General features: G+C 62.7%; 11 protein-coding genes. 2 read left to right on the top strand and 9 right to left on the bottom strand.

Annotated features, from left to right (window positions below):
• Positions 1-38: 38 nt before the first annotated feature.
• The 6 genes from HX805_RS19310 to HX805_RS19285 form a co-directional block, all read right to left on the bottom strand.
• Positions 39-1157 carry a succinylglutamate desuccinylase/aspartoacylase family protein gene (locus HX805_RS19310; RefSeq protein WP_177117202.1) on the bottom strand — a complete coding sequence of 373 codons (1119 nt, stop codon included), beginning with the start codon at positions 1155-1157 and terminating at the stop codon, positions 39-41.
• Between the two features lie 145 nt (positions 1158-1302).
• A complete protein-coding gene (locus HX805_RS19305) occupies positions 1303-2556 on the bottom strand; it encodes an OprD family porin (RefSeq protein ID WP_008437109.1) in 1254 nt (417 codons plus the stop codon).
• A gap of 112 nt (positions 2557-2668) precedes the next feature.
• Positions 2669-4312: an ABC transporter ATP-binding protein gene (locus HX805_RS19300; RefSeq protein ID WP_102369308.1), complete on the bottom strand. Its 1644-nt coding sequence runs from the start codon at positions 4310-4312 to the stop codon at positions 2669-2671.
• Entirely contained in the window at positions 4309-5187 is an 879-nt protein-coding gene (locus tag HX805_RS19295; RefSeq protein WP_168197512.1) for an ABC transporter permease, read from the bottom strand. Before HX805_RS19295 ends, HX805_RS19300 begins: the two co-directional genes overlap by 4 nt.
• On the bottom strand, positions 5184-6125 hold the full coding sequence (locus HX805_RS19290) for an ABC transporter permease (RefSeq protein WP_003208135.1): 942 nt from the start codon (positions 6123-6125) through the stop codon (positions 5184-5186). The genes HX805_RS19295 and HX805_RS19290 overlap by 4 nt, the downstream gene beginning before the upstream one ends.
• A 2-nt stretch (positions 6126-6127) precedes the next feature.
• Positions 6128-7687, bottom strand: coding sequence for an ABC transporter substrate-binding protein (locus HX805_RS19285; RefSeq protein ID WP_177117201.1), 1560 nt, complete (start codon positions 7685-7687; stop codon positions 6128-6130).
• A 389-nt stretch (positions 7688-8076) separates the two neighbouring features.
• Here HX805_RS19285 and HX805_RS19280 point away from each other — a divergent pair, with 389 nt between their 5' ends.
• Positions 8077-8991: a LysR substrate-binding domain-containing protein gene (locus tag HX805_RS19280; protein WP_003208132.1), complete on the top strand. Its 915-nt coding sequence runs from the start codon at positions 8077-8079 to the stop codon at positions 8989-8991.
• A 25-nt stretch (positions 8992-9016) separates the two neighbouring features.
• A complete protein-coding gene (locus HX805_RS19275) occupies positions 9017-10447 on the top strand; it encodes a serine hydrolase (RefSeq protein WP_177117200.1) in 1431 nt (476 codons plus the stop codon).
• On the opposite strand, the gene nadE is transcribed toward HX805_RS19275, so the two are convergent.
• From nadE to HX805_RS19260, 3 genes are read right to left on the bottom strand one after another with little or no spacing between them, the layout of a single operon-like run.
• Complete coding sequence (gene nadE / locus HX805_RS19270; protein ID WP_177117199.1) at positions 10427-11242, bottom strand: ammonia-dependent NAD(+) synthetase; 816 nt, start codon at positions 11240-11242, stop codon at positions 10427-10429. The genes HX805_RS19275 and nadE overlap by 21 nt on opposite strands.
• Position 11243: 1 nt before the next feature.
• Positions 11244-12470 carry a nicotinate phosphoribosyltransferase gene (gene pncB, locus HX805_RS19265; protein ID WP_003208126.1) on the bottom strand — a complete coding sequence of 409 codons (1227 nt, stop codon included), beginning with the start codon at positions 12468-12470 and terminating at the stop codon, positions 11244-11246.
• Between the two features lie 10 nt (positions 12471-12480).
• Positions 12481-13128: a nicotinamidase gene (locus HX805_RS19260; RefSeq protein WP_177041680.1), complete on the bottom strand. Its 648-nt coding sequence runs from the start codon at positions 13126-13128 to the stop codon at positions 12481-12483.
• Between the last annotated feature and the right edge of the window lie 78 nt (positions 13129-13206).

Genomic DNA, 13206 nt, shown 5'->3' with positions numbered 1-13206 from the left:
CCGCTCCCACATTTTGACCGTATTCCATAGCTGGCAAATCAGGCGCTGAGTAGCTTGCCGCTGCGAATCGGCGTGGCACCGGACACCCGGCCCAGCGGATCCCCCGGCTTCACAAAGCGCACGTCACGGCGCATGTACAACACGCCGGTGTTGTGGCTGCAAACCGTGGTGGCCTGCCCACTGTGGGGATCAACGATATCGAACAACGCCTGCCCGGCCTCGATGCGACTGCCCACCGCCGCCCGGTGTACCAGCACCCCGGCGCACGGCGCATAAAACTGTTCGCTGCCGGCCAACGGCGTCGCCGGGTTACGCAGGGCTGGCAAAGGCCGTGGCGCGCCTTCAACCGCGCCCAGGTGGGTCAGGTAATCAATGATCGCCGTGGCGTCATGTTCTGCCAGTTCATAGGACACATCCCGCTGGCCACGATGCTCGACGGTCACCGCCACGCTGCTGTCCGGAATCGGAAACCGATCGCCAAACCGCTCACGCAGGTTGACCCACAGCAGGTACAGCGCCTCATCGAACGAGTTGGCCTGGGAATCGGTGGCCAGCAACGAGGCTTCAGAGCCGATGTAGCGCGCCAGCGGCTCCACGGTCGCCCACACTGCCTCGCCGGTGTACACATGCATCGCCGCTTCGCGGGAGCAGTGCAGGTCCAGCACGATGTCGGCATCGTGGGCCAGCAGCATCAGGGTGCGTTGCAGCGACTGGAATTCGTCCAGCGGCGCCGCGTCCAGCAGACATTCGCCCCAGGCCTGGCGGATCAGTTGGCGGTTGGCGTCGATGTCCTGGCCCAGCAGGTGCTCGATCTTGTCGGCGATTGCCTGGTACGGCACCGGAAAGCCCCGGTTGTAATTACGCCCGCTGCCCAGTTCGAAACGCCCGCTGGGCGCGCCCATGATGTATTGGCTCAGTCCGGTGGGGTTGGCCACGGCCACCAGCACGATTTGCGCATTCAGCCGGTTGGCATTTTCCAGTTCTACCAGTTGCCGGCGCAGGTGCGCGGCCACCAGCAGCGCCGGGGTTTCGTCGGCATGCAGCGCCGCCTGGATATAGATTTTTCGACTTGCACCCATTGCACCGTAATGCTCACTGTCCACGTGCCTGTGGGTGCCTTGTGTCGCTTGCAGCAAGGGGTGTGATTTAAGTTTCATAAACCGGAAATCTCGATATTCGAGTGATGAACGCTGAAGAAATATTAACGAGCCGGCGTGATCGTCTGTAAGGGCGGCCCACACTATCTTGATCTGGTAATCCGATCAGTGTGGGAGCGGGCAACCCCGCTCCCACAGTGGGTGGTTACCAGAGCGCCAGGGTGTAACCCAGCATCACGCGGTTCTCGTTAACGTCGTTGAAGTAGTTGCCTTTGCTCAGCGCATTGCGCCAGCGCATCGACACGCCCTTGAAGGGCCCGTTCTGCACCACGTAGCCCAGGTCCAGGTCACGCTCCCACTCGCGGCCTTCGCGGTTGAAACCGAGCACTTCAGCCGAATCACCCTTGGCGTACTTGATCCCAAACAACAGGCCGGGCAAGCCGAGATCGGCGAAGTTGTAGTCATAGCGGGCGTGCCAGGCTCGCTCCCTGGTTTGGGTGAAGTTGCTGAACTGGTACTCGGTGAACAGGTAGGTGATGGAGCCGTCCAGGTAGGTAAACGGCGTGGTGCCGTATTGCTGCTGGAAGCCGCCGCCGATGCTGTGCCCGCCGTACTGGTAGGTCAGGCGGCTGCTCAAGGCGCTGTTGTCGACCTTGCCCGCCAGGCCCGCGCCGTCCTTGTCCGACTTGAAGTAGCGCACGTCGGTTTTCAGCGTGCCCGGCCCCAGGCCGAAGTTGTTCTTGAAGCCCACATATTGCTGCTGGTAGATGCTGTCCAGCGCCGCGAAGTGGTAGCTGAGCAAGGTGTTTGGGGTCAGCGAGTAGTCGCCACCGGCAAAGCGAAACTGGTCGCTCAGGGCGGTGCTCTTGTAGACCTTGCTCACCGTAGTCAGCTTCATGTCTTCGTAGTTGGTGGAGTCACGGTCCTTGGCCTGGTCGATCTGCCCGAGGGTGATTTTCAGGTTGCTGATATCGTTGGACACCAGCTGGGTGCCGCTGAAGGACTGCGGAAACAGACGGCTGGTGTTGGGTTGCAGGATCGGAAGGTCCGGCACCAGGTAGCCCACACGCAGCTCGCTTTTGGCGAAGCGGGCCTTGGCGGTCACCCCAAGCTTGGAGTACTCGTCGGAGACATTCTTGTCGCTGTCACGCTGCAGCAAACCGGTACCGGACAGCCCCGGGCTGGAGTCGAGTTTCACCCCCAGCATGCCGGTCAGGTCCAGGCCGAAGCCCACGGTGCCTTCGGTGAAACCGGACTTGATACCGAGGATAAAACCTTGGGCCCACTCGGCGCGCATCGACTGGGAAGCGGCCTCGCGGTAGTCACGGTTGAAGTAGTAGTTCTTCAAGTCCAGCGTACCGCTGCTGTCCTTGATGAAGTCTGCATGGGCCAGTGACGGGACCAGCCCGCTGCTGACAACGCCGACGCCGGTGATGAGTTGAGTCAGGGATTTTTTCATTTTTTTAGCTCCTGGCAGTGGGGTGGGGGTTGGTGTTTTTATTGTTCTTCGGGCATGGCTTCGCCGTTCGCGCAAATCGGCGATTTGCGCGGCGGGTGACGTCAGTCCTGGGTTACAGCGCTAGCGGTACGGGGCCCTGGCGGATGCGGTAGCCACCGTTTTCAAGTTTCTCCAAGGGGCTGGCGGCGGCCAGCAGCTTGCGGGTATAGGGGTGCTGCGGGCGGTCGAAGATCTCGTCGCGGGCACCCATTTCCACCACCCTGCCCTCGCTCATCACCGCCACCCGGTGGGCGATGCGTTCCACCGCCGCCAGGTCGTGGGAGATGAACAGGCAGGCAAAACCGTACTGCGCCTGCAGGCGTTCGAACAGCTCGAGGATCTGCTTCTGGATGGTCATGTCCAACGCCGAGATCGGCTCATCGGCAATCACCAGTCGCGGGTGCCGCACCAGCGCCCGGCCAATGGCCACGCGTTGACGCTGGCCACCGGACAACTGGTGCGGGAAGCGGTCGACAAACTGTTCCGCCAGGCCGATGTCCACCAGGGTTTTCGCCACCCGCTCACGACGCTGCGCGGGCGTCATGCCGGGCACATGGCGCAGGGGTTCGGCGAGGATGTCGCCAATCTTCATGCGCGGGTCGAGGGACGAATACGGGTCCTGGAAAATCATCTGGCATTGCAGGCGATGGTCACGGTTGCCAGCCTTGAGAATGTCCACGCCCTCAAACTCGATGGCACCGGAACACGGGCTGTTCAGGCCGACAATCGCCCGGCCGAGGGTGGTCTTGCCCGAGCCGCTGCCGCCCACCAGCGCCAGGGTTTCCCCCGGGGCGATGGACAGGTTGGCCGCATGCACCACCCGCTTGAACTGGCTGCGGCCCCACAGGCTGCGCGGCCCCGGGTGCTCGATGCACACGTCCTTGACCGTCAGCAACGGCCGGTCCGCCTTGGGCAAGGCTGCCAGGGTGCCGCGCCGCGGCAGGGCCTCGAGCAGTTGCCGGGTGTACTCGGCCTTGGGCGCCAGCAGGATCTGCTCGATGGTGCCCTGCTCCACCGCGCGGCCTTCGCGCATCACCACCACTTTGTCGGCGTAGCGCGCCACCAGCGACAGGTCGTGGCTGATAAACAGGATCGCCGTGCCCTGCTCGCGCGTAAGGTCGAGCATCAGTTTCAACACGTCCAGTTGCGCCAGGCAATCCAGGGCCGTGGTGGGCTCGTCGGCAATCAGCAAGGCCGGGCGCAGCAGCATCACCGAGGCGAGCATGATGCGCTGGCGCATGCCGCCGGAGAACTCGTGGGGAAACGCCGCCAGGCAACGCTCGGCGTCCTTGATGCCGATATGCCCGAGCATCTCCAGGCTGCGCTCGCGGATCTGCGCATCGCTCAGCCTGGTGTGCAGGCGCAGGCCCTCGGCCATTTGCTCGCCGATGCTCATGGACGGGTTGAGGGACACCATGGGTTCTTGGAACACCATGCCGATCTTCGCCCCACGCAACTGGCGCAGTTGCTCAGGCGCAAGGCTGCCCAGGTCATGGCCCTGGAAACGCACCTGGCCGCTGCATTGTGCAAGCGGCGGTGGCAACAGGCCGATGGCGGCGCGGGCGGCCATGGTCTTGCCGCTGCCGGACTCGCCCACCAGCGCCACGATTTCGCCGGGGGCGATGGTGAAGCTCAGGTCGTTGACCGCCAGCGGGCCGTTGGCCCCCACGCGGATTTTCAGCTGGTCGACTGCCAGAAGGATGTCAGTCATGGTCATTTACTCATCCGCGGGTCGAGACGATCGCGCAAGGCATCGCCGCACAGGTTGAACGCCAGCAACGCCATGGCGATGCAGACACCGGGAAACAGCCCCAGCCAGCTGGCCGTGGCGATATACGGCCGGCTGGCGGCGAGCATGTTGCCCCAGGTGGCGGCCGGCGGCGGGACGCCCAGGCCGAGGAAGCTCAGGGAGCTTTCCGCCAGGATCGCCCAGCCGAACATGCTGGTGGCCAGCACGCACACCGGCGCCACGCAGTTCGGCGCGATGTGCCGCAGCATGGTGTACAGCTCGGAGTTACCGATCACCCGCGAGGCTTCGACAAACTCTTTCTCGCGCAACGACAACACCGTGCCGCGCACCACCCGCACCACCGACGGTGTGTAGGCCAGGCTCAAGGCGAACACGATGCCGTACAGGCTCGGGCCGATGATCGCCATCAAGCCCAGGGCCAGCAGGATCCCGGGAAACGCCAGCAACGCATCGTTGACCATCATCAAGCCCCGGTCGACCCAGCCCCGCAGGAACCCGGCCAGCAGGCCCAGTACCGTGCCGGCGGTGATCGCCAGCGTCACCGTCAACACACTCACCCACAGGCTGGTGTGCGCGCCGATCATCAGCCGGCTCAGCACGTCGCGACCGTACTCGTCAGTGCCCAGCCAGTGCGCGGCGGTGGGCGCCTGCAAGCGCGCCAGCAGGTTCAAGGCCAACGGGTCATGGGGCGTCCAGACCAGGCCCAGCAAGGCCATGATCAACAACAAGGCCAGCAGCAGCGCACCGATCAGCGCGTTCAGCGGCGGCACACGCCAGGCCCTGGGGGCACGCGCCGGTGCCGGCAACAGCACCTCGGGTGCGACAGGTAGAGGCTTATTCATAACTTAACCCTGGGGTCGAAGAGCGGGTACAGCAGGTCCACCAACAGGTTGACCAGCACATAAACAAAGGTCACCAGCAGCAGGCAGCCTTGCAGCACGGGGTAGTCCCGGGCGTAGATGGCGTCGACCATCAGCCGGCCGATACCTGGCAGGGTGAACACGGTTTCGAGCACCGCGATGCCGCTGAGCAGGTTGCCGAGGATCAGGCCGATCAGGGTCAGGGTCGGTGCAAACGAGTTGCGCAGCGCATGGCGCCACAACACCGCCCGCTCCGACAAACCCTTGGCGCGGGCATGGGTGATGTATTCCAGGCGCAGCACTTCAATTGCACTGGCCCGGGCCATGCGGGTGATCGCGCCGAGTTCCACCAACGTCAGCGTGACAATCGGCAGCACGATAAAACTCAAGGCCTGCCACGGCGATTGGCCGAATGACACATAACCCACCACCGGCAGCCAGCCGAGCTTGATGCCGAACGCGTAGAGCAACAGCAGGCCCAGCCAGAAACTCGGGATCGACAGCAACAGGGTCGCGGTGGAGACCACGCCAAAGTCCAGGGAACTGTTCTGTTTCCACGCCGAGAGCAAGCCCGCCGGTACCGCAATCAACGCCGCGAGCAACACCGAGACCAGCACGATCCCGGCACTCACCTGGAAGCGGTCAAGGATCAGCGGCAACACCGCTTCATTGGTGGTGATGGAATGCCCGAGGTCGCCGCTGAGCACCGCCTTGAGCCAGATCACAAACTGCAGCGGCAGCGGCTGGTCCAGGCCCAGGGACGCACGGGCGACCTCCAGGCTGTGGGCATCGGCCATGTCGCCGAGCATCAGCAGCGCCGGATCACCGGGCACCAGGCGGATGATCGCGAACACCATCAGCGAGATCAGCAGCAAGGTCGGGATCGACATCGCCAGCCGTTGAAAGATGAAACGCAACATCCTCAGTTACTCCCGGTCGCAGGCACGCTGACGGTCCACAGGCGCGGCTTGGACACCGGCCAGGTGCGCAGGCCTTTGACGTAATCACGGCTGGCGGCGATGGCGTTGCCGTTGTACATCGGGATCATCGGCACGTCCTTGAGCATCTGCTGATGCAGTTGGTCGAACAGCGCCTGGCGCTTGCTGATATCGCCTTCGCGCTGGGCTTCACGCAGCCATTCCTGGGCCTGGGGGTTGTCCCAGACCTTGCGCGCTTCCTTGCCCTTGTCGCCGGTCATCGAGTCGAAACTCAGGGCCGGGTCAAGGCGTTCGGAATACGGGAACGCCATCATCTGGTAGTTGCCGGTCTGGTAGCGCTCCAGCTGGGTGCCCCACTCCAGGGTTTCCAGTTCCAGGTTGATGCCGCTGGCCTTGGCCATGGCTTGCACGAACACGCCCATGTCGAAGATCGCGGCGTAGCGCTTATTGACGATCAGTTTGATTGGTTGGCCTTTATAGCCGGCTTCCCGCAGCAGTTGGGCGGTCTTGGCCGGGTCGAAATCGAAGCCCTGGTTCTCGATTGCCTGGTGGTAGTGGCTGCCACTGGCGACCATCGAATTGTTGGCCTGGGAACGGCCACCGGTCAGGGCGGCGACGATTTGTGCGGAGTCCAGCGAATGGGCGATGGCCTGGCGCAGGCGCACATCTTTGAGCAAGGGGTCGCGGGTCTGGAACAGCAACGCGTTGACCGACATGGTGCCGCTGGAGGTGACCTTGATGCCGGGGTTGGCAGCCAGTTCGGTGGCGTCCAGCGGCGTGACGTCAATCAGCAGGTCGACGTTCTTCGACAGCAAGGCCGCCTTGGCCGCCGCCGGGTCCGGGATCACCAGCAGGCGCACGCGGTCGAGGGTCGTGGTTTTATTGCCGGTGTAGCCATCCGGCTCTTTCTCGTCCCGCGGGGTGTAGTTGGCGTTGCGCAGCAGATCGATGTATTGGCCGGGCTTCCACTCGCCCAGGCGGAACGGGCCGGTGCCGATGGGGGCTTTCCACTGGCCGTCGACCACCGAGTCGGGGTGCAGGATGCCGCTGCCACCGCACTCCGGCAGCGCGGTGCTGGTGAGGAACAGGCCGTTGGGCTTGTCCAGGGTAAACACCACGGTGAGTGGGTCCGGGGCGCTCATGTCGACGATTTTCGCGCCGCCATGGCCGTCGAATTCAGGGGCGCAGCGCCATTGGGTTTTCGGGTCGAGGTAGTGTTTCCAGGTCCACAGCACATCGGCGGAGGTCAGTGGCGCACCGTTCTGGAACTTGACCCCGTTGCGCAGGTGGAAGGTGTAGCGCAGGCCGTCGTCGGACACCTGCACGTCCTTGGCCAGCAGCGGGCCGACGGTGGCATCTTCACGGAAGGCCACCAGTCCTTCGGTAATGTGCAAGATGACGGCGTCGGAATTGGTGTCACGGTTGACGCCTGGCTCGGTGCTGCGAATGTCGGCGTTCAACGCGACTTTCAATAGATTCTCGGCGTGGGCAGTGCCCACCAGCGCGGCGGACAAGGCGCCAGCCAGGAATAAAGTCTTGTTCATGATAAATGCACCTTGAATGATCCTTACGCTTGGGTTCGGACGCTGGCAGGACCCAAAAAGAGGCACGGCCGAACACCTGAATAGTTGTTGTTGTTTTAGTCGCTGATTACGGTTTGCGAATGTTCCTGGACCGATCTTATTCGCCCCCCAATCAACTTGAGAAGAACGCTCCGAGTGATCGGGCTCGGTTTATCCGATCATCAACCGTCCGTGGGTTGCCCTGGCGTTACCGTACCGAGAAATCAGGGCCTTGAGCTGGAAAAGATGGGGTTTTCCTGATCAGAAATAATGATCGCGATCATCCAGACCGATCTGTGCTCACCTATAGTCATCAGATAAGCTGGCTGGCATTCAATGGTTTAAATGCAGCACTGAGCGAGCCCACCGTCATGACCCTCACCCATCTTCGCGCGTTCTGCTCCGTGGTTGAAAAAGGCAGCTTCCGCTCGGCCGCACGCCAGTTGGATGTGGCCCAAAGCACATTGACCCAGTCAATCCAGACCCTCGAAAAGGAACTCGGGGTGGTGCTGCTGCAACGCTCCAACCAAGGCATCAACCTGACCCCGGCCGGCGAGGTGTTCCTGGCCCGTGCCCGTTCCATCACTCTCGACTGCGAACGCGCCCTGCTCGACCTGCAACCCTGGAAAGGCGAGCCCGAAGGCCATATCGCCCTGGGCGTCACCTCCGAACCCTTGGCCGAATTGCTGCTGCCGGTACTAAGCAACTTCACCCAGCGCTTCCCGCGCATGCAGGTGCACGTGGCCAGCGGCACCACCAAGGGCCTGGTGGAAAAAGTCCGCGATGGCCGCCTGGATTTCGTCTTGTGCCCGCTGGCGCCCAACGTGGCCGATATCGACCTGGCCATCGACCGCCTCTACAGCTCAAACGCCGGCATCATTGCGCGCAAGGGCCACCCGCAGGCCCACGCAAAATCCGTGCAAGCCCTCACCGACTGCCAGTGGATCAGCGTACGCCCGGCCGGCGTAGTGGGCGGCGCGGAGAACCGCTTGATCGAGCTGTTCCGTACCCAGGGCCTGGCGCCGCCAAAGATTGCGATCACCACTGATTCGTTGCTGGAAACCCTGCACATCGTTTCGGAAACCGATTACCTGACCATCGAACCGCGCATGCTGCCGGGGATGAAGCTGTTCTCCAGCGCCCTGACCACCATCGCCATCGAAGAACCGCTGGCGACCCGCGATGTATGCCTGATCAGCCGCCGTTCGTCGCCGCTCACCAGCGTCAGCCAGGAACTGACCAGCATGCTGATTTCCTATTCGCGGCTGGTGCACCGCAGCCGTTGATTTCCCTCCCCCTACGAGCCTGTTTATGCCCATGTCCTACGATGGTTTGTCCCGCGCCAGCGCCAGCAGCGTCGGCGTTGATCCCGAGCACCTGATTGCCTTTCTCGATGAAGTGAAAGCGGCCGGCCTCGACCTGCAAGGCCTGATGCTGCACCGCCACGGCCACGTGGTCGCCGAAGGCTGGAGCTGGCCGGTGGACCCCAACGAGCCGCGGGTATTGCACTCGGTGGCCAAGAGCTTCACCGCCTGCGCCATTGGCCTGGCCGTGGATGAAGGCTTGCTGAAACTGGATGACCGGCTGGTGGCGTTCTTTGCGGAGTGTGTGCCGGTGGATGCCGACCCGCGCCTGGCGGACATGACCGTAGAACACCTACTGACCATGCGCACCGGCCACGCCACCAATACCTCGGGGTCAGTGTGGCGGGGGATCGAGACCAGCTGGATTGCCGAGTTCTTCAAGATCCCGCTGGCCTATGCACCGGGCACCACCTACGTCTATACGAGTGCGGCCAGCTACATGCTCTCGGCGCTGATCAACAAGGTCACCGGGCAAACCTTGCACGCGTACCTCAAGCCCCGGCTGTTTGTACCGCTGGAGATCCATAATGAAAGCTGGGACATCGGCCCCGATGGCGTGAATCCCGGCGGCAATGGCTTGAAGGCGCCGACCTCGGCCATGCTCAAGCTGGGTGTGCTGCATGCACAAGGCGGCGTGTGGGATGGCAAGCAGGTTCTACCGGCGGCCTGGGTTGCAGCGGCCACCCGACCACAAGGCGGGCCGGACAGCCGCTACGGTTATCACTGGATGATGAAACCGGCACACGCCTTCAGCGCTGTCGGGGTGTTTGTGCAGATGGCGATGGTGTTCCGCGAGTACGGTGCAACGCTGGTGGTGATCGGCGGGATGAAGAATTCGGCGGAGCTGATTCCGTTTGTCGAGCGGCATTTTCCGGCGGCGTTTGGCGATGATTGCACGGTCAAAGCCGAAGCGGATGCACGGTTGCAGCAACGTCTGGCGAGCATGGCACAGCGGCCTGAGTTGCTTTCAGCGTGTGCAGGGCCGAGAGATTTCACGGGCGTGTATCAGGTAGAGCCCAACGGCCTGGATGTGCAGCAATTGGCGTTCGCCGTCGAAGGCAATGTACTGCGCTTCCAACTGACCGACAGCAAGGCGACTCATGCCCTAGAGGTGGGGATTGATCACTGGATCGCCGGCACCACCAACATGCCGGGCCGGGCGTTGCACCACGGTTATGAATTCAAGGATGCGCAGATCGTTGCCGGCGCGCGCTGGGTGGATACCAGGACGCTGGAGATGACCTGGATCTACCCGCAAACCGCGTTTCGCGATCGGGTGGTATGCGGGTTTGACGGTGACCGCGTGAGCGTGGCGCGTACGGTCAACGTCAACAGTGCCGGGAAGGAGCAGGAAACCCTAGTCGGGAACAGCCGGTAATGCTCGCTTGTGGGCGGTCTTGAGGTAGGCGCTCTCGACAATCGTCCTCACCCGCTCACTCACTGCCTCGCCCATCAGGTAGCGGTCGATCTCGTCATAGCTGCAGCCATACGCCAACTCATCCGGCTTGCCCGGTGCCAGTTCTTCCAGGTCGGCAGTCGGTGCCTTGGCCACCAACTGCCGTGGCCCGCCAAGGGCGCTGGCCAGCAGGCGCACCTGGGTCTTGGTCAGCCCTGAGAGCGGCGCCAGGTCGCAGGCGCCGTCACCGAACTTGGTGAAAAACCCCATCAGCGCCTCCGCGCCATGGTCGGTGCCCACCACCAGGCCGTTGTGCAGGTTCGCCACGGCGTACTGCGCCATCATCCGCGCCCGGGCCTTGACGTTGCCCTTGATAAAGTCGATGCGTTCGGCGCTGGCTTGCGCGGCAGACAGACTGCCCATCAGCCCGTCGACGCAGGCGGCGATGTTCAGCGTCTCGATCCGGTCCGGTGCGATAAAGTCCAGGGAAGCCTGGGCGTCGCGCTCGTCCGCCTGGGTTTTATAGGGCAGGCGCATGGCAATAAACCGCGCCTCGTAGCCTTCGTTGCGCAGTTGTTCCACTGCCAGTTGGCACAGGCGCCCGGCGGTCAGTGAGTCGACACCGCCGCTGATGCCCAGCACCAGCGCATGGCAGCCGGACTGGCGCAAGGTGCCCTTGATGAAGTCGATGCGCCGTTGCAGCTCAGCGCCCTCGCCCCCCTTGCCGAGCAGCCGGTTGATCTTCAGTTCTTGTGCGATACGTGCCTGAGTGTCCATGTCACACCCCCAGTTGCGGATTGACGTTGCCGACGTTAAACACCTGCGCCGCATACTGCAGGAACGAGGCGTCTTCGCAGACGTTCTTGATCGGGTCATCGGAGAATTTCACCACCGGCTCACCGTGCACCCGCACCAGTTTCATCACGATGCTCAGCGGCTCCACTCCGTCGACATCACAGGCCAGGCTGGTGCCCATGCCAAAGCCGAACTTGGCCTTGCCCCGCACGTGCCGCAGGATCGGCAGGCATTTCTCGAAATTCAGGCCATCGGAGAACATCAGGTCCTTGGTCATCGGGTCGATGCCCAGCTCCTTGTAGCGGGCCAACACCTTGTCGGCCCAGACGATCGGGTCACCGGAGTCCTGGCGCAAACCGTCGTACAGCTTGGCAAAGTACAGGTCGAAATCCTTGAGGAAAAAGTCGGTGCTGATGCAGTCGGTCAGGGCGATACCCAAGCGCCCACGGTATTCGCGCACCCAGTTTTCCAGCGCCGCATTCTGGCTTTCCCGCAGCCGCCCCAGTTGCTGGTGCACCATCAGCCACTGGTGGGCCATGGTGCCGATCAGCGGCAGGTCGAATTCGTAGGCCAGGTGCGCGTTGCTGGTGCCGATGAACTGGCCGGGAAAGTCGCGGCGCATGATGTCGACCACTTCACGCTGGGCCTTGAACGACAACCGCCGGCGGGTGGAGAAGTCCGAGACACGCAGGTCGGCCAGTTCGTCGCGGGTGAGGTTTTTCTCCAGCCAGTCGAATTTCTGGTAGAGCTTGCGGGTGACGTCTTCGAGGCTGACGTCGGGGTATTTGTCGCGGTTGCGCAGCTCGCTGACCAGGGCCAATACCGGCTGTTCGAACATGATGCAGTGCAGCATCGGGCCGACCACGCGGACGTTCAGTTGGCCGTCGATTTCACTGACGTGGATATAGCGCAGGTTGAAGCGGAACAGCCCCAGGAAGCGCTCGAAATCCGGGGTCAAGTACTCACGGCGCTGGTTGAACAGAAAGCGCAGCTCGCCTTCGCGCATGCTGAGGCCGGCGAGTTTTTCCAGCTCCACCCGCAGCTCGGGAATCAGGTGCCCCAGTTTCTCTCTGGAGCGGACGATGAACTGGTATTCCACATCGACATTCGGGTGCTGGTGCAACACGGCCTGCATCATGGTGAAGGTGTAGTAGTCGGTGTCCAGCAGGCCCTGGATCACAGCGTTTTCGTAGTCGTATGCACTTTCCATGAGGTACTCCTTAACGCGCGGCCATCGCGGCCAGTTCTTCCCGATTGCGGGTAATTACAACGCCTGCTTGTTGCAAATGGCTGACCGCCTGCACACCGCCCTCCTCGCTGATGCCACGGCATGCCGGCAGGTGCAGGATCACCTCGAAACCGGCCTTGAGCAGTTGCAAGGCGGTGGTCTTGACGCAGTAGTCCAGGGCCAGGCCGCCGACAATCACACGCTGGATGCCTTGGGCATTGAGGTATTCGATAACGCCGGTGGAGAGTTTGTCGTGGAGGTCGTGGTAGCAGGCACCGTAGGGATGCAGGTCGGGTTCGACGCCCTTCCAGATGAAGTAGTCGTAGTCATAGGGCGTGGGCAATTCGTCCAACAGGGTGAAACCTTCGGTGCCGGGCACACAGTGGGCGACCCAGGTGACATCGGCATGTATCAGCCCGGTGGGTTGCAGCATCTCGCTGTGCTGTTGCACCACCCAGGGCGCGTGCGGGGTATGGGCGTCCTTGCTGCCGACACGGCGCGCGGCGAGGCTGGCCATGTAATTGAGCTCGGCGCCGATCTGGTCACCGCCAGCGACCGGCAATTCGTTGGGGCACAGCGGTGTGAAGCTCTTCTGGGCGTCAACGTCGAATGAGGCGATAGCGTTCTTAGAGACGGTCATGGTCGTGTTCTCCTGTGGCCTGAACATAAAAGTACACGTCATGTACTTTCATGGCAAGGAACATTTTGTTATCTATCC

The sequence above is a fragment of the Pseudomonas sp. G5001 genome, from assembly GCF_013385475.1.
In the GTDB taxonomy this organism is placed as follows: domain Bacteria; phylum Pseudomonadota; class Gammaproteobacteria; order Pseudomonadales; family Pseudomonadaceae; genus Aquipseudomonas.
This window is presented reverse-complemented; position numbering and strand designations above follow the sequence as displayed.

What these genes read in the sequence shown, in the direction of transcription:
- HX805_RS19310 (WP_177117202.1), bottom strand. Translation starts at nt 1,157, where the DNA reads ATGAAACTTAAATCACACCCCTTGCTGCAAGCGACACAAGGCACCCAC.
- HX805_RS19305 (WP_008437109.1), bottom strand. Translation starts at nt 2,556, where the DNA reads ATGAAAAAATCCCTGACTCAACTCATCACCGGCGTCGGCGTTGTCAGC.
- HX805_RS19300 (WP_102369308.1), bottom strand. Translation starts at nt 4,312, where the DNA reads ATGACCATGACTGACATCCTTCTGGCAGTCGACCAGCTGAAAATCCGC.
- HX805_RS19295 (WP_168197512.1), bottom strand. Translation starts at nt 5,187, where the DNA reads ATGAATAAGCCTCTACCTGTCGCACCCGAGGTGCTGTTGCCGGCACCG.
- HX805_RS19290 (WP_003208135.1), bottom strand. Translation starts at nt 6,125, where the DNA reads ATGTTGCGTTTCATCTTTCAACGGCTGGCGATGTCGATCCCGACCTTG.
- HX805_RS19285 (WP_177117201.1), bottom strand. Translation starts at nt 7,687, where the DNA reads ATGAACAAGACTTTATTCCTGGCTGGCGCCTTGTCCGCCGCGCTGGTG.
- HX805_RS19280 (WP_003208132.1), top strand. Translation starts at nt 8,077, where the DNA reads ATGACCCTCACCCATCTTCGCGCGTTCTGCTCCGTGGTTGAAAAAGGC.
- HX805_RS19275 (WP_177117200.1), top strand. Translation starts at nt 9,017, where the DNA reads ATGCCCATGTCCTACGATGGTTTGTCCCGCGCCAGCGCCAGCAGCGTC.
- nadE (WP_177117199.1), bottom strand. Translation starts at nt 11,242, where the DNA reads ATGGACACTCAGGCACGTATCGCACAAGAACTGAAGATCAACCGGCTG.
- pncB (WP_003208126.1), bottom strand. Translation starts at nt 12,470, where the DNA reads ATGGAAAGTGCATACGACTACGAAAACGCTGTGATCCAGGGCCTGCTG.
- HX805_RS19260 (WP_177041680.1), bottom strand. Translation starts at nt 13,128, where the DNA reads ATGACCGTCTCTAAGAACGCTATCGCCTCATTCGACGTTGACGCCCAG.